The organism is Parashewanella spongiae (genome assembly GCF_004358345.1).
Lineage (GTDB): Bacteria > Pseudomonadota > Gammaproteobacteria > Enterobacterales > Shewanellaceae > Parashewanella > Parashewanella spongiae.
Window position 1 is genome coordinate 699,344 of the sequence record NZ_CP037952.1, and the last position, 17,291, is coordinate 716,634.

The 17,291-nt window shown below is 39.4% G+C and carries 12 protein-coding genes; 4 read left to right on the forward strand and 8 right to left on the reverse strand.

The window, feature by feature from the left end:
• Positions 1-181: 181 nt before the first annotated feature.
• Positions 182-3,328 carry a hypothetical protein gene (locus E2I05_RS02470; RefSeq protein ID WP_133309447.1) on the forward strand — a complete coding sequence of 1,049 codons (3,147 nt, stop codon included), beginning with the start codon at positions 182-184 and terminating at the stop codon, positions 3,326-3,328.
• Between the two features lie 471 nt (positions 3,329-3,799).
• Here the strand turns inward: E2I05_RS02470 and E2I05_RS02475 are convergent, their stop codons facing one another.
• The 5 genes from E2I05_RS02475 to E2I05_RS02495 form a co-directional block, all read right to left on the reverse strand.
• The gene (locus E2I05_RS02475; protein WP_121853717.1) at positions 3,800-4,273 is read right to left on the reverse strand and encodes a pilin; all 474 of its coding nucleotides are present in this window, start codon (positions 4,271-4,273) and stop codon (positions 3,800-3,802) included.
• Positions 4,270-5,115 carry a hypothetical protein gene (locus E2I05_RS02480; protein ID WP_121853718.1) on the reverse strand — a complete coding sequence of 282 codons (846 nt, stop codon included), beginning with the start codon at positions 5,113-5,115 and terminating at the stop codon, positions 4,270-4,272. Before E2I05_RS02480 ends, E2I05_RS02475 begins: the two co-directional genes overlap by 4 nt.
• A gap of 78 nt (positions 5,116-5,193) precedes the next feature.
• Positions 5,194-6,417 carry an organoarsenical effux MFS transporter ArsJ gene (gene arsJ / locus E2I05_RS02485; RefSeq protein WP_121853719.1) on the reverse strand — a complete coding sequence of 408 codons (1,224 nt, stop codon included), beginning with the start codon at positions 6,415-6,417 and terminating at the stop codon, positions 5,194-5,196.
• A gap of 2 nt (positions 6,418-6,419) precedes the next feature.
• Complete coding sequence (locus E2I05_RS02490; protein WP_121853720.1) at positions 6,420-7,427, reverse strand: ArsJ-associated glyceraldehyde-3-phosphate dehydrogenase; 1,008 nt, start codon at positions 7,425-7,427, stop codon at positions 6,420-6,422.
• 24 nt (positions 7,428-7,451) lie between these two features.
• Positions 7,452-7,796 carry a metalloregulator ArsR/SmtB family transcription factor gene (locus tag E2I05_RS02495; RefSeq protein ID WP_121853721.1) on the reverse strand — a complete coding sequence of 115 codons (345 nt, stop codon included), beginning with the start codon at positions 7,794-7,796 and terminating at the stop codon, positions 7,452-7,454.
• A gap of 261 nt (positions 7,797-8,057) precedes the next feature.
• Here E2I05_RS02495 and E2I05_RS02500 point away from each other — a divergent pair, with 261 nt between their 5' ends.
• Together E2I05_RS02500 and E2I05_RS02505 are read left to right on the forward strand one after the other, a co-directional pair.
• Entirely contained in the window at positions 8,058-9,161 is a 1,104-nt protein-coding gene (locus E2I05_RS02500) for a phosphoribosylaminoimidazolesuccinocarboxamide synthase (RefSeq protein ID WP_121853722.1), read from the forward strand.
• A 128-nt stretch (positions 9,162-9,289) separates the two neighbouring features.
• Positions 9,290-10,327: a hypothetical protein gene (locus tag E2I05_RS02505; RefSeq protein ID WP_121853723.1), complete on the forward strand. Its 1,038-nt coding sequence runs from the start codon at positions 9,290-9,292 to the stop codon at positions 10,325-10,327.
• A 421-nt stretch (positions 10,328-10,748) separates the two neighbouring features.
• Here E2I05_RS02505 and E2I05_RS02510 read toward each other — a convergent pair whose 3' ends face one another.
• Positions 10,749-12,551: a protein-disulfide reductase DsbD gene (locus E2I05_RS02510; protein ID WP_121853724.1), complete on the reverse strand. Its 1,803-nt coding sequence runs from the start codon at positions 12,549-12,551 to the stop codon at positions 10,749-10,751.
• Positions 12,552-13,113: 562 nt separating this feature from the next.
• Here E2I05_RS02510 and E2I05_RS02515 point away from each other — a divergent pair.
• Entirely contained in the window at positions 13,114-13,632 is a 519-nt protein-coding gene (locus E2I05_RS02515; protein WP_121853725.1) for an FxsA family protein, read from the forward strand.
• Between the two features lie 235 nt (positions 13,633-13,867).
• Here E2I05_RS02515 and ubiK read toward each other — a convergent pair whose 3' ends face one another.
• Positions 13,868-14,125, reverse strand: a complete 258-nt coding sequence (gene ubiK / locus E2I05_RS02520; RefSeq protein WP_121853726.1) for a ubiquinone biosynthesis accessory factor UbiK — start codon at positions 14,123-14,125, stop codon at positions 13,868-13,870.
• A 98-nt stretch (positions 14,126-14,223) separates the two neighbouring features.
• Positions 14,224-17,289 (reverse strand): multidrug efflux RND transporter permease subunit, encoded by a 3,066-nt coding sequence (locus E2I05_RS02525; RefSeq protein WP_121853727.1) that lies wholly within the window; start codon positions 17,287-17,289, stop codon positions 14,224-14,226.
• Between the last annotated feature and the right edge of the window lie 2 nt (positions 17,290-17,291).

Consider the following 17,291-nt stretch of genomic DNA (forward strand, 5'->3'; position numbering starts at 1 on the left):
TACGTCACTCACTTCGCAAAAAGAACATAAGACGGTTTTAAGTCATAAAGTAGCCTCTGAGCCACAAGCTCCCTCCAATAAAAACGAACCAAGAGTTACAAGTGTCGAATTACATGCCGATATCGACAAAGCGAGGGCGGCCAAATTAAAAGAAACAGAAAAAACACTATTACAACAGGCTATGACTCATTTGATTGACAGCACGCACTCATCTCCTCTACTCACGGCTAATGACCTTATTGTCTTAAAGGCGCATTACGGTCCAAGTCATATAAAGTCAATACCTCAGTCTTTGATCAAACCTGAAGCTCTGTCGCAGTTTCTGCAGCCATCAATCCCTCCATTGGATCATTTCAAGAAACGGCCAGATCATGAAAAAACCTATTCAGAATGCAAAAAAGTCATTCTAAAAGATGCGGCAGCATATGAATTTTTCCCTGAGCGTTTCAAGCATTATGATGAGTTTAAAACCCTACTGGCTTCAGCTGATACGGATCAACTTCATTTGCTATCTAAGGAAGCTCTGACAAAAGATATCTGTAAGCAAGCGATTTTAAAACATGGACGAGCCGCATTGATATTTTTACTAAACCAGAGACCGGAATTAATTGATTACAGTATGTGCCAATTAGTCATAGCGAACAGACACAAAAGAGAGTGTGTGAATAAAGCAGTTTTGAAAACCCTCGAAGAACAGCGACCTGATTTAGTAGACTATAACCTATGTTTAACGGCCGTGCAGACTAATCAAGAGGTAATATCAGCTATACCATCCCGCATTTTGAGGAGCGATACCTCAAGTACGCTATACATTCAGTCATGTCGATTCGGTGCTCACCGTGTCACAAATTTTCCTTCTGAAATTAAAAGCTATGACTTCTATAAACAAGCCTGTTTGGTTAATGGCGATGTCTTACAACATGTTCCTGAAGATATCCTTGATGAAAACTTAATTCTGGCCGCTTGTGAAGCAGGGTTTCTTGAAGCATCAGAATCAGAACTACCATCGCAATTTTTTACCGAAAAGTACCTTATCGCCGCAGTAAAAGCTCATGCTTCCTTTTTGCCTGAAGTCCCCCTAATCTACAGAACAAAAAACATTTGTGAAGTCGCTATGTTCAATGGTGGTGAAAATGCTATCCAAGCCATCCCAGAAATCTATAAAAAAGAGTGGGATTCTGATTTCTATCTTAAGGTAGCGAAGCAAAATATCTTTTGTACTTTTGAATATATACCTGCTGACAAATTAACACCTGAGATTTGTGAATTTATAGTAATGAAATACCCTTACGAACTAGGAGGTGTGCCAGAAAAATATCTCAATCTAGAGTTCTGTCAGAAAGTCTGTCAAGAAGACTATCAAGCAATAAAATATCTACCGGGAGAACATCTGTCCCAGTCGCTTACAGAAATCTTTTTACGCCGCTGCTCAATCAAAGATGTACGTAAAGTAATTGACTCTAATCGCTGGGGATGGAATGCTGAAAGCCAGAATCAATTACTCAAGCATTTAATACAACTCTACCAGAAAGATCCAAATTTACATTTCCGTTCTACCCAGCAAAAAGTATTGCTTATTTCGTTACTTTCAAAAGCCAAAACCGAAAAGTGGTTGCAACCTCTTGGAATCGAGCTCAATGAACCCTTATTACAACTCGCAGAAGAAGCGCTCAACCTGACTCAGTTTAATGAAACGGACAATATTTTACCGATACTTGAAAATACGAAAAGATATATACCCGCATTGAGGAAACTAGCAATACGAGGAAGTAAATGTCAAATAGGCATTGCCGCCGATTCAACTATTGATAAAAATGCACGTAAAGCTGCGCTAGGACTAACTCCGCAAGAACCATTAGACGACTCCAGTCTCCCTTCGAATAATTTACTTTATGAAACCGTTGATCCATTAGTTAAACTTGGTGCCATCAGCGGAGTTAATAATCCGTTTTTAAATAACCTGTATCAGACAGCATCAACCAACAGTAAATTCAGGCCAAACAGCCTCGATAAAGGCGAAGAAATCGAGAGCTATATTAAAGCCAACACACAAAAACCGATAGAGTTAAAAGAGCTGCCAACGCAATTTCAGGGCTCAGATGTCTTGTTCGCTGGCGGCAGAGCAATAAAAACCGAGAGTGAACAGCAGACACATTATTTAAAAATACAACGTAAGGGTGAGCCATTAGAGGATTTCATTAGAGAAGGGCTTATTTACAAATATATTGAGGAACATCCAGAGCTTAAGCAAAAAATTAAAAGTCAGCTTCCTGTTCATAAAGCAACTATAAGTATTCCATATGAATCTCTCCCTACAATTACTAAAGAGTGTAGTGATGAACTTGAGATTATTGAAATCGAAGGTCAAAAATATGTTCACGTTTTTCACTATACAGCTTCACCTAACTATTGCGCCTATGCTCATAAAAAAAATACCGCAAGCCGCGATCCATACGAAAATGGTAAAGAAGGACTTAAAAGGGCCGTTCACGATTTAGGGCTTTTAGCCTCACTGGGACTATGTTTGACTTCGATTCTTCCGGCACTGCACACCACTAAAAACTTACGTCGTTGGCTTATTTTTCATGGCATTTTCGGCTTTGATAATGAATTAGCACAGACAGGTGTTTTTGATGGTTGGCTCGCTTCCGGTACAGATAAAGCCGACATGGGTTATGACGGTATCCGAGATATTGGGGACAGTGTTATTTTCGGAGAGTTAACCGATACATTTATCAATGAAGATCTCAATCCTGAAGCTCATTCTAAAGAAGTACTAGAAAAACTGATCTTCGCAAACCTTATTGGGGAAGGTTTGCTTACATCTCAACTGTTAGCAGCGAGATTACTCAGGGATAAACCAGTGTACTATTATCGAAATGAAGAAGGGGTAAAAGAGATCTGTGAAATGATTGAATCTTGTTTCAGTGAGTTCGTCAGTGGTTATTTCTTATTAAGTAATAAAAAAGAAAGGAGCCTGAAAGAGATACTAGGCGTCAGTAACGAAGAGTCCGACAAATGGTTACGCCGCTCAGCAATAGAGATTTTATACTGGACTGCAAAGCAACCGGACGAAGAGGCGTTTTTAGATAACCCAGATAAAGAAAGACCCGTCGATTTTGAGAAACAAGATTGCTACAGCGCTCACCTTGAAAGTATGAAACTATCTGAAGATTTATTTCCAGAGCAACATCAACATGACTTCAGGTACCCTAAAGATTTTATGTCACTAAATCATTTTACTCTGGGAACCCGAAACAGTAATTTTGTACTGACATCGTTAGTTAGAGGAATTACTAAATTATCAGCGGGAATACTCTCCACCTAATACTAATAGCTTACTTTCAGATATCTCAAAAGCACAACGAAGACTGATCCGCACCGCCCTTAGTGGACACAAAATTAAGCACTGTTTTAAGTTTATAATTTTCTGGGCTAATACAGCTCATTTTTTTAATTGACATACTGTGAGCGCCACGAAGCGCTTTATTCTGTTGCGGGACTTGTCTCAACACATACGTAGCCAAGCGATTACATGGCCATAAAGTAGAGTAGGCTACTTTAACCTAGAAACATCAGTTGACTGCGTTCTCAAGCGCAGAAAAAATGGCTGATAGTAAGGCGTTGCTTGCAGCAAGTAGTTATTCCTCTTGCAAAAGTTACAACGCAGATAGCAGTCATTTTAGCAAGCTTGTGAGCGTAGAGCACTTCACTCATTGGGTGAAAGCCATGATGATAAAATCATCGTATTGCTCAAACAGTTACTCATATACTCAGCGTTCAACTGATGTTTTTAGGTTTAACAGTCACCAGATAAAAACTCTTTCTCAAGATTTGTTTTATTCTTACCAACAGCCTGTAATCCTTCTACTGGTTCGGTATATCCACATAACCAAGAGATTGGACTTAACGGGCTTCCTTCTACAATCACTGGTCTAAAAGTTAGGTATTTACCTTGCAGAGGTTTGGGTACCTTATGGCCAAGCAAAACATGAAAAGCGCCATTTTCGACCGTTACACTTTTAATTTTATTGGTCATGAGCTTGTTAGCTGATGGAAGGCCTGCTTCTTTATTATTTTTAGGAAAGGCTAAATGACGAGCATAATAATCGGTAATGGGTTGTCTAATATTACTGGCATAACTGATAGGTTCAACCATGTGTGCTTTTAAGGTGTAAGTTTGATATTGAGGCATCGCTGTTGAAGCTAAAATACCTATAATTGCCACCACAACCATTAACTCAATGAGCGTAAATCCTTTTGTTTTTATCATGAAATAATTGCTCCCATTGCAAAAATTGGTTCGTAAAGTTGTGTGATATAAAAGCCAATACCAATAAATAAAAGCGCATGAATGAGTTTAAGTAATCGATTTAATAGCTTATTGCATTCATGATCAATTTCTTCAATATAGAAAGTCAATATGCTTGCTAACTCAGTGCCCAATGCTTCTCCGCTGAGTTCAAGTTCGTAAATGAGGCTTTCAAAAGCTGAATTCTTTTTTGGCTTGCTCCTAAGAGGAAGGCGAGCAAGTTGATGCAGTTTTGACATTTTATTGAGCGTTGTTTTTGGCAGAAAGAGCCTAAATAATCTCGGACTCGAATCTTTAACTAGCAGATTATTTAATTGAGCGAGGCTTTTACTCGTATAGATGGCTAACCCTACTGGAAAGAGAAGGATCAGTGCTACGGTAAAAAGAACCTCAGAAAATTTACCCAGCAAGAAAGGGACAGGACTATTAAAACTGATGTACATTTCTATGAATTGAGGCACTAAAAAGGTGCTGGCACCATAAGCCATGATGGCAAATATAAAGTATAAGCCGATTGCGTAATCTTTAGTTTGACTAGATTTTTTCGCTAAACTTTTATCGAAATTTACTTTGTTAAAATTTATTCCATTGATGGCGTCTAAAGTGTCAATTAACTTGTTTGTGTCTTCAATTGTGAGTATTTCAGAATAGAAACTTTGTTGAGCGGGCGTGAGAGCGCTTTTGCCAAACAACTGGCTGATTTCAACTTGCTCAGATGCATTAATCGCTTGAGATTTTGTATGGCCTTGTCGAAGTTTGCTGGCTAAATATCGGCACTTAAAATGAAAATGAGACCAACTCATAAATCCCTTTAATATTAATGTATAAAGTTTATGATGAATGTTTTACCAATATTTTCATTTTGTTACAAGTTGATCGGCTTAATTTTTAAGCTTTACCGAAACCAACATCGCACAGAGTAATAATCCGCTTGATATCCACAAGCAGGCCTCTAAACCATGTACTTGATATACCCAGCCTGATAATACCGTACCTAATAATCGACCTACCGCATTGGCCATATAATAAAACCCCACATCCAGTGATACCCCGTCGTCACTGGCGTAGTTGACGATTAAATAACTATGCAGGGATGAGTTAATAGCAAATAGCGCACCGAATATCAGTAAGCCAATGATCAAAGCTAGGGTTGCAAATTCAGGGATTGAGATGCCTAAGCTAATTAATAAAGGGATCATTGTAAGCGGAATAAGCCATCCAATTGCTGATATATGGCTCGGAGCTTGAGTGATCTTTCTATTGGTGATTTTTGGCGCTAAGGCTTGAACAATACCGTAGCCTATAACCCATAGTGCGAGAAAACCGCCAACTTCCCAGTGATTCCATCCAAGTTGACTGGCGAGATAAACGGGCAAGGCCACCACAAACCAAACATCACGAGCAGCAAACAAACATAAGCGTGCCGCAGAGAGAATATTGATTTGACGGCTTTTAGAAAATAACTCATTGAACTTAGGTTTTAACTTCGCTTTACCTATGTTTTTTTTGAGCATAGCAAGACTGCAGAGCAAAACGATCGTGAGCATGGCCGCCATTAACAGTAAGGCACCTTGATAGCCAAGTAAGGATAGCAACACACCGCCAAGAAAAAATCCCGCGCCCTTTAATGCATTTTTAGAGCCGGTCAGTAGTGCAACCCATTGATAAAGTTTACCTTGATCATTGGAGGGGATTAAGGTTTTTATGGCACTTTTTGCGCTCATTTTATTCAGATCTTTGGCAATACCAGACAGGGCTTGTGCGGCCATAACCCAAGGAATACCTGCTAACCAAACCGGTAATAATGTCGACGGTATGGCTAACATCGTTAAGGCAATAATTTGGGTACTTAACCCAATGTTCATGGTTCGATTCAGACCAATTCTGGCACCCAGATAACCACCAATAAAATTAGTAATGACACCAAAAACTTCGTAAAACAAAAATAGCATTGCAATGGCAAGAGATGAGTAACCAAGCTGATGAAAATGCAACACAACCAGCATTCGCAATGCGCCATCTGTCAGGGTAAAACACCAGTAGTTACTGGTAATGATTAAATACTGTTTTACCGATTCTGGTAGATTGCGAATACGAGATAGCATAATTATAAATCCTGATCGGAAATAAAACGGGCTAACTCAGCGGTACGATTAGCATATCCCCATTCATTGTCGTACCACACATAGAGTTTCAATTGGGTATCATTAATTACCATTGTAGATAGTGCATCGACAATAGCTGACCGCGGGTCTGTTTTGTAATCAATCGACACTAGCGGTTTGGTTTCAACCCCCATTATTCCGTGAAGTTCATTCTCTGAAGCTTCAGTCAGAAGTTGATTAATTTCTTCAACGGTAACAGCCCGCTTCATTTCAAAAACACAATCAGTCAATGAAGCATTAGCCAGCGGCACGCGAATGGCGTGACCGTTGAGTTTTCCTTTTAGTTCAGGAAATATGTGGGTAATTGCAGTGGCACTGCCTGTGGTTGTTGGGATTAAGCTCATGCCACAAGCTCTGGCACGTCTAAGATCTTTATGAGGCGCGTCTAAGATGGTTTGAGTATTGGTAATGTCATGAATCGTGGTCATTGAGCCATGTTCTATCCCAATCTTTTCATGAAGCACCTTAACAACAGGTGCTAAACAATTTGTGGTGCACGAAGCTGCGGTCACTATTCTATGTGCATCGGGTTGATAAAGCTGTTGATTGACACCCATAACCACATTTAAAACACCGTCCTCTTTTACAGGGGCTGTGACTACCAAACGTTTAACACCTTGCTCTAAATAAGCCTGCAGTTTTGATTTACTGCGCATAATGCCCGATGCTTCAAAAACAATATCACAAGCTGACCAGTCCGTTTCGGAAATTGTGGTGTTACGGCTAAATATTATTGATTTACCAGCGATATTTATTTGATTGTCGTGGTGCTCTACCGCATGCTCCCAGCGCCCGTGTACGGAGTCAAATTCAAGTAAATGCGCAAACGTTGCAGCATCACCTGCAGGATCGTTGATTTGCACAAACTCAAAATTATCCCAATTCCAAGCAGCTCTGAGAATCAAACGTCCCATACGGCCAAAACCGTTTATCCCAATTTTAATTGTCATGGTGAAGTACTCCAGTCATGTTGATTAGCAACACTTAACTTGACGCTGCGGTCTGTTGCCCATTGCTTCAAGATGAGAAAATGGTGCTTGGATTATTTCAGATTGTTGCGTGATAATGTCGCTGAGCATAGTGCGATACCAATGCGGTAACTCAGGGTTTAAGCGGTAAAAAACCCATTGCTCTTGGCGTCTATCGAGTAATATCTTTTGCTTTTTCAGTAGTGCTAAATGACGTGAAACTTTTGGCTGACTTTCATCTAAAGCTGCCATTAATTCACAAACACATAGCTCTTGTTGTTGGTGGATTAATAATACGCAAGTGAGTCGAGTTTGATCAGACAAAGCTTTAAAAAGAGAAAGCGTTTCCATGGTGTGTAATGATCCAATCATTAATATATGAAAAATTGTATATATGTTTTTTCGAATATTCAATATTAAGAATAATATTTTTTAAAAACGCTACTTTAAAGCTTTAGGGAGTTAAGGGTAAAATGACGGCCATTATTTTGAATGATTCACTGAATTGGTAATTATCTTTTTTATCGATAATATTGCCAATTTGAATATTTAACTTAATACCAAATACATAAAAATAAATCATATCCACCTTACCTGAAGGAAAACTCTGAAATGAGTCTTGCTGATTCCGTTCTTGCCGTAAACGATGACTTACCCATCCGAACTGATAAACCTGTGCACAGTGGTAAAGTCAGAAGTGTGTACTGGTTAACGGAGGCTGATAGCCGCCGTTTAATTAACGAAAAGCAATACCCAGTTCCAGAAGATACTCCTTTAGCTATCATGGTCATCAGCGATCGTATCTCAGCATTTGATTGTATTTTTCATGGCGAACAAGATTTACAAGGTATCCCGGGTAAAGGTGCTGCGCTTAATTCAATTTCGAATCACTGGTTTAATTGTTTTGCAGAGCAAGGCTTGGCCGATAGCCATATTTTAGATGTTCCTCATCCCTTGGTGTGGATAGTTCAAAAAGCGCGCCCGGTTAAAGTTGAGGCTATTTGCCGTCAATATATTACTGGTTCGATGTGGCGTGCATATGAGAAAGGTGAACGTGAATTTTGTGGTATACGCTTGCCAGAAGGCTTAACCAAAAATCAAAAATTACCTGAGTTATTGATAACTCCATCAACCAAAGGAATTTTGACGGATATCTCCGGTGTACCTGAACAGGATGATGTAAATATCAGTCGTAAGAATATTGAAGACAATTTTGAAGCCTTTGGTTTTGAGTCAAAATCCGATATTGATCTGTATGAAAAGTTATTGAAAGAAGGCTTTGATCTTATCTCAGATAAATTAGCACAACTGGATCAAATTTTTGTAGATACTAAGTTTGAATTTGGTTACGTAATCGCCAAAAATGGCCGCTCAAAATTGATTTATATGGATGAAGTGGGAACACCGGATTCTTCACGTATTTGGGATGGTACCTCGTACCGAAATGGAAGGGTTGTTGAAAACTCAAAAGAAAGTTTTCGTCAAATGTTATTAAGCCACTTTCCTGATCCAGATATCTTATTAAATAAAAAACGTATGCCTGAACGTGAAGCTTTAGCGCGTAATAATGCTTTACCGCTAAAGTCGATGATGGACGTATCAAAAACTTATTTAGACATTGCGAGTAAAGCAGTAGGGACTCAGATTAAGGTCCCAGAACATCCTAAGGATGAAATTATTAAGATATTACGTTCCGAGTATCAACTGATTGTTTAAGTTGGATAAAGCCATACATGAAATGTATGGCTTTTTTGTTGGTATCTACAGAAAAGAGATAATCTCGCTCAAGGTTTTAAAGTTGTTACTATACTTATAAATATAGTTAATTATTCTTGAGTTCACGGATGACCACACCCATAAAAGGCCACTGGCAAAAACCGCTTGTTGAAAAAATGAAGCCTAGTGAACTACAAAATATTGTGGATCACACAAAGATACTTGAAGGTGAACGTTTTAGAGTGACGTTTACCATGCGCCATCCAACCACAGGAAAATTAAAAAATAAAACGTTTCTAGTTAGCCACGATGGAGCAAACTTTAAAGTTAAATATGCAACGCCTTGGCAAAAACTCATGGCAAAATTCCACGGCGCTAGTCAGGTAGCTAAAGAGCTAAGCGAAAAACTTAATAGCCATAATCCGTTGGTTGTTAAAGAAAATGAAATTGAAAAGGTGGGCAAACATCGAACTCACCATCGTAATGTTATGGATTTTAATGCCATCCCTGAAAGTATTACAGGTAGTAAACCTTTAATCATTTTCGATGTTGATGAAGTGATATTAGCCGCTAAGATAAAATTTGATGATGTGAGCGGTAAGCATGTCTCCGACAACTCTAAAGTTGATGCAATCGGTGGTCCGTCAGAGTTTAAAGCGGTTATTACAAAAATTACTGAAAAAGCACAAGGTGCCAAAATTTTATTATTGACAAACGGACGAGGAACACGCTTTAAACTACAACAAGCGGGTATTGAATTAGGAAGAGATATTACTATCGATGAAATTCCTCCTAAACCTTATGGCCTGAATAGCAAGCAGTATACAAGATGGAGGGAGCTGCAGAGTGAAAAAGGAGGGAGGTTAAAACGATTCCTTGATTTTCAAAAAACTCAAGGCAAAGAATATGACGAAGTCCATTTTATTGATGACAATACTGTTAACCTAGATAGTCTTACTGAAGAAACCAACAAAAGGGGATTACGTTGCCACACCTATGATTTTATTGGTGCCATTAAAGAAAGCAATTTTAAGTGGGCAATACAAAATCCTAAAAACCTAAATTCCCAAGGAAAAGTAAATTGGCCTAAGTTCTACCATAAAAAACCAGAAGAAATAACACGGCGCGCAAACTTTAATTCCTTAAAATCAAAATTTCAGAAATGAACTAAGCAAATAATATCAATTACAGTAATTAAATGCTCAACTCAGAGCTATGTATGCGTACAAAGTACAAACGAAATTGGTGAAAACATAGTTATCTACGTTGAGATAATTTTGTGAAGTACTCTTTATAAACACAAAGTGTGTGCATACAAGCTCCCGAAGGGCAAGGCTAAAGGTTTCCATTACTGCGTTGCACGTTCTTGAATTATCCCGACAAAAGCACGAAGTGCGTTGAACGCCAGCTTTGTATGGCGGTTGTAGGGAATATAGTACTTCGAACATGCGCCTTGTACTGAAAACCTTTATCTCTTGCTGAGTGAGAGATTAATTACTGTAATTGGTATTAGTTATTTATGTGGTTGAGCATAATCAGAGGCATTAATAATATTAATTAATACCTCTGAAAAAGGGAAGGTAATGGTTATTTCAGCAATAAATCTAAATGTGATGCAAACTCTTCGGGCCCCATGAAACCAGCGACACGATACTCATCTCTAAGTTGTCCCTGTCCGTCGAAAAACATCAAGGTTGGTAAACCCAGTACATCATAGTTTTCCATGATTTCGATGTCGTCGTCATCGTTACCAGTAACATCGGCTTGAAGTAATACGATTTGATTCATACGTTTTGCAACTTCAGGATCTTTAAAGGTAATGTTTTCGAATTCTTTACAGGCCACGCACCAGTCAGCATATAAATCAAACATCACGACTTTTTCTTGAGCACTTGCTTTAGCTATTTCAGATTTGAGATCAGCAAGGGTTTTAACACGTATAAAGCCATGGTTTTCTTGCTCGCCCACAACGGCATGTTCAGTAGTGGCAAGGTTAAAACCTAGGTGATTCATTACCGCTTGGAAACCATAAGAGAAACTGCCCATTAGTGTAAGGATCAGGATGACTGAGCGGGTAGTTTGCTTCCAGTTAAACTGCGATGCTTTATTCTGATGCATCAAGTAACCTGTTAGGGTGACTCCCCACACTGACCACAGCACATCGGAAACGACACCAGGCCAAATACGGCCGACCATCATGATAGAGACAGCAATCAATAGGAAACCAAAAATGGTTTTGACGATTTCCATCCATCCTCCAGCTCGAGGTAATAACTTACCGCCCGATGTACCCATGATTAACAAAGGTAAACCCATTCCCATGCTTAATACGTATAACGCAATGAAACCGAGGAAAACATTACCTGTTTGTGCGATATAAATGAGGACTCCAGAAAGTGGAGCTGATGTACAAGGTGAAGCAACGAGACCCGAAATTGCGCCCATAGCAAATACGCCAATGAGGTTGCCGCCTTTTTGGTTGTTTGACGCATTATTCATCTTCTCTTGCCATTTTGAAGGCAATTTGAGGTCGTACAATCCAAACATTGACAAACTTAACACGATGAACAGCGTTGCCAGTACAAGTAATACCGCTGGGTGTTGTAGTGCCGCCTGATATTTTAGTCCAGCAGAGGCAACAATTAGACCCAATAATGAATATGTGATCGCCATACCTTGGACGTAAGCCATCGATAAGGCGAAACCTTTTTTCATCGAGAGTTTTTGACCTTGGCCAACAATAATGCCGGATAAAATGGGATACATTGGAAATACGCAAGGCGTTAGAGCCAGACCAACACCCAGACCAAAAAAGATCAGCAAGGTTAAAAATAGATTATCTGTGCTGAGCATTTTGTTCAAAGAATCTTGTTGAGTGATTGGCTCAGAAACACTTTGTTGTGTCGGCGTTCCCGTATTAGTCGTGCCGGGATTGTCAGTAACTTCGGAAAGCTGCACAGTACGCTTGGTAGGAGGATAGCAGAGCTTTCCTTCAGCACAACCCATAAAGGTGACTGTAATAGAACCGTCTTTAATGGCATTTTTTAACGCAACAGGGATTTCGACAAAATTAATGTAGACTTCTTGTTCACCAAAATATTCGTCAGTGTGAATTTTACCTTCGGGTAGTTCGATATCTCCTAAAGTCGCATTTTGGCTTTCAAATTTAAGTTTACTCTTATACATGTAGTAGCCATCAGCCACCACCCAGCTTAACTTAACAATATTACCTTGCTGCTTTGCTTCAAAATCAAATGCTTTTTCTACTGGTAGTAATTCGGGCTCAGAGTTAAAAAAGCTCCCCCCTCCGTTATCAAAAATGCCTTCACTGTGAGCTATTGGCACACATACCAAAAAGCTAATAAAAAGGAGATTAAGTAATTTTTTCATGGGATATCGTTGTTTTCATCCAGTCGAAATACAAAAATGGTAGCGTCGCATATTTGAAAAAAATGTGCAGTAACGCTTACGTACAATCTAGCTCTTGTTTAACCTAAATAAATCGGTTGAACGCACAATTTAACTTTAATCTATTGAAGTTAAATACAAAGTTAAACAACCCGAATTCACCCATCAGGTGAATGCTGAACATTCATATACTTACCAAAATCACCGATAGCTGCGTTATAAATTTTGCAAGTAGAAACGAAGTAACGATAGTTTTGTATGTCGGTAACCACTACTTGCTGCTATTCATGCCTTTCTATCAGTAATTTTTTCTGCGTATATGAATGCTCCCAACCGATTTATTTAGGTTTAACCAAAAATCTCAAGCTGTTTATAGTAAATATTCAAATGAAGATTACTATGTTAATTATAATTATGCTTGATTTGCATTAAGTCTCAATTAACTTTAACTCACTATTTTATTGAGTAGTTTGTGCCTAGACTTGAAATTAGACCGTTTTACCCCAATAAACTATTCATAGACTCTAAAATATTTGGTGTATTCATGTTACCTGTGCTGCTTTTATTATTTATTCTTATCCCAGTATTGGAATTATCTTTGATGATCCATGTCGGCGGTGTAATAGGTACATGGAATACTGTTGGTTTAGTCATATTTACCGCTGTAGTTGGCGGTTCATTAGTACGTAGTCAAGGTCTTGAAACCTTGCACAATGTACGTGCGAAATTGGCTAATGGTGAAACTCCTGGTAAAGAAATAGTCGAAGGGATGATGCTGGCCATCGCTGGGGTATTTCTAGTGTTACCTGGGTTTATTACTGATTTTATTGGTTTATTATTTTTGACACCCATTACTCGTGCGCCTATTGCGGCTTTCATGTTTAAAAGAATGCGAGTAAACATGGTGAACCAAGGTCAATTTAATCAATCGGGTCACAATCCATTTTCTTCAAATGGTTCAGGCCCGAATGACCATAATACCTTTGAAGGTGATTTTGAGCGTAAGTCAGAAGAAGTAAAGCCAGAACATAGAATTGATGATAAGGATAATTCAGAACGTTAGGAAAGTTGCGGAAGAAAGCATATCGATGAGTTCGTGTCACTCCAGCGCAGGCTGGAAACGAAGTTACGATAGTTTTGTATGTCGGTAGTTTAGGGCTTTTGCTTTTTTCTATAAAAGTCACTGGATACCAGCCTTCGCTGGTATGACAAAGACTGGTACCTTCTAAATCGCTAGATCCCTTAGCATTACTTGTATGCTGAAAATTGAGATCAGAATAAGTCTGATCTCAATAGTTTTACTTTACTTGGTCGTTAAACTGACGTTCAAGCTCTGCAACTTGAGATTGTAATAACTCTAACTTTTCTCTCGTTTTTAACAACACATGTTGTTGTACTTCAAATTCTTCTCGAGAAACAAAATCTAGCTTCATCAACTGATTTTGTAATACTTGTTTGCTTTTTTCTTCAAACTCTCCAGCAAACTGTTTTAGCCCTGCTGGCATGTTATCTGTCAGTTGCTTAGCAATTTCTTCAATCTTTTTAGGTTTCAACATAGTCTATTCAATTATTGGAGATGTTAATTAAGATGATACCGCAGCATCATGTAAAAGTCTTTCTACGTAATGCTGCGTTGAGGATTAGCTGATTACCATTAACCTTCGTCAAATACAGGCAATGCTTCATGTTTTTCTGCGATATAAGAATAAATCACAGGTAACACAAATAAGGTGAATATGGTGCCAATCCCAAGTCCGGAGACAATCACTAACCCAATATTAAAACGAGCGGCAGCACCTGCACCGCCAGCCATGAGCAAAGGTATCAAACCTGCTATCATCGCTGCTGTCGTCATTAAAATTGGCCTAAGGCGAATAGAAGCGGCATATTTTATTGCCTCAATCCTATCAAACCCTCTATGTAGTTGTTCTTCTTTAGCGACTTCACACATCAATATACCGTGTTTAGTGATTAAGCCGACCAAAGTAATGAGTCCCACTTGGGTATAGATGTTCATCGACGATAACCCAAAGATATGCGTCCAACCTAACGCAATTAAGGCACCACTGATAGCTAAAGGTACGGAGATTAGGATGACAAATGGGTCTCGAATGCTCTCGAATTGACTGGCGAGCACTAAAAAGATGATCAACAAAGCTAATACAAAAGTGGTGTACAAGGCGCTGCCTTCAGTGACATATTGGCGTGATTCACCCAAAAAGCTATAGCGATAACCTCTGGGCAATTCATTGTCGCCGATGTTTTGTAAGAAACTAATGGCATCACCGATTGCCACACCAGGTTTGGCGACACCACCAACAGTTAGAGAATTCATCTGGTTAAAATGAGGCAAAGAGCGAGGTTCGGTGATCATTTCAATCTCAATTAGGCTAGATAAAGGAATCGAACGACCATCGGCTGCTGTTACGTAATAATGAGACAAGGACTCTGGGCTGGAGCGTAATATTCGCTCTACCTGAGGGATCACTTCATAAGCGCGTCCATCAAGATTAATGCGATTAATGTAGCCCGCGCTCATCATGGTGGATAATGTTTGCCCTATATCTTGCATGGTGATGCCATAGGCACCAGCTAAGTCACGCTTAATATGAATTTTCATGGTTCCAGAATCAAACTTTAAGTTAATTTGTGAGTAGATGAAAAAGGGACTTCTTTGTACTTTTTCAAGTACATTGCTGCCAATTTGGAATAAACTCTCGAAGGAATTGGAAGTCGTTATTACAAATTGAATGGGTAGTCCACCAGATGAACCAGGTAATTCTGGCAATTGGAAGGTGGTAATGGCCATGCCTGGAATATTTTTTACATCCGCTGAAAATGCTTTCTGCATTTCAGCCTGACTTTTTGTGCGTTGACTCCACGGCACCAAAGGTGCAATTCCAAAAGCTTGATTTGAATTGGGGATGCCAACCAATGCCAAGGTTGCTGCGGTTTCTGGTTTGGCTTCGATAATATCCGTCACTTCAGTCATGTTAGCTTGAATATAATCTAAGTTTGCTGTTGACGGAGCGGTGCCGAGCATCATGACTACGCCTTTGTCTTCTTTGGGAGCTAGTTCGCTCGGAATAAAGTTGAACATGATGGGTAATGAAATCATTACTATGATGGCAAAAGCGACTATTACTGGGCGTTTATTCATCACGGCTTCGAGCATCTTGTCATAGCGATTGGTCAAACAACCCAACACATGCTCGACACTAGATTCAAACCGATTAGGTGCAATATGTGGTTTCAAAATCTTGCCACACATCATTGGTGACAGAGTTAATGCAACGATACCTGAAATAACTACCGCACCAGCGAGAGTCAAGGCAAACTCTTTAAATAGTGCACCAGTAATGCCTGACATCAATGCTATCGGAGCATAAACTGCACCTAGTGTAATCGTCATAGAAATAACGGGGACTGCAATTTCACGAGTACCAATGATGGCGGCACGAAATGGCGACTCACCTAATTTTATGTGACGGTCGACATTTTCAACAACAACAATAGCGTCATCAACCACCAAGCCAATAGCCAACACCATCGAAAGTAAAGTCATTAAGTTTATGGTGAATCCGAAAGTTTGCATGATCAACGCCACACCAATGAGTGATAACGGGATCGTTACAATAGGAATGAATACGGCGCGCAATGAACCTAAAAACAAGGTGATGACTATGATAACGATAATCGCTGCTTCACCTATGGTTTTAATTACTTCGTGGATGGACTCATTAATGGATTGCGATGCATCATACAAAATATTTGTGTTAATGGATGGTGGTAGGTTTCGCTCAATTTCAGGAAGCAAATCTCTAACGCCAGCAGCAACAGTTAATGGATTGGCCGTCGGAGTGACATCAATTCCGATAACGACAGCCTCTTTACCATCGGCAAGTGCTCGATATACATCGCGACTTTTTTCAAGGCTCACATCGGCTATATCGCCCAAGCGGATCACAAAGCCATCTTTGCTTTTTATGACTAAACGTTTCAGCTCATCAATATCAGTAACTTGTGTGTCAGCGGTGCCATTGAAAAGGGTATAAAAGCTGTTAGTTTGCCCTACAGCAGACTGAAAGTTATTAGCTTGAAGTACTTGGTTGACTTGGGCCGTACTTAAATTAAATGCGCCCATTCGAGCAGGATCAAGCCATATACGCATCGCGTATTGGATACCTCCAAATAAGCTGACTTTAGCTACCCCGTTGACAGTGAACATTTGTGGTTTTACAACACGTTCTAGATAGTCGGTTAACTGACTGGAGTTCAAACTCGCGCTGGAAAATGCAATATATAAAACAGATGTCTCCGACCCTGTTGAGACTTCCACATTCGGATCTTGAGCTTCTTTAGGTAATATGGATCTAACTGAATTGACTTTAGCGAGTACGTTAGCCAACGCAGCGTTGGGATCGGTATTCAGTTTCATATTAACAGTAATTGTAGAGCTTCCTAAAAAGCTTTCTGAAGTCATAAAATCAATGTTGTCAGCTTGAGCTAGAGCTTGTTCAAGTGGTTGAGTAATAAACCCTTGTATCAAGTTAGCATCGGCACCGTAATAGCTGGTCGTGACTGTCACAACGGTATTCGTCATTTCAGGGTATTCACGCACCTGCATTCCCTTCAATGCATTCAAACCAAGCATGAAAATTAATAAACTTATAGAGACCGCGAGAACAGGTCGGCGAATAAAGATATCGGTAAAACGCATGA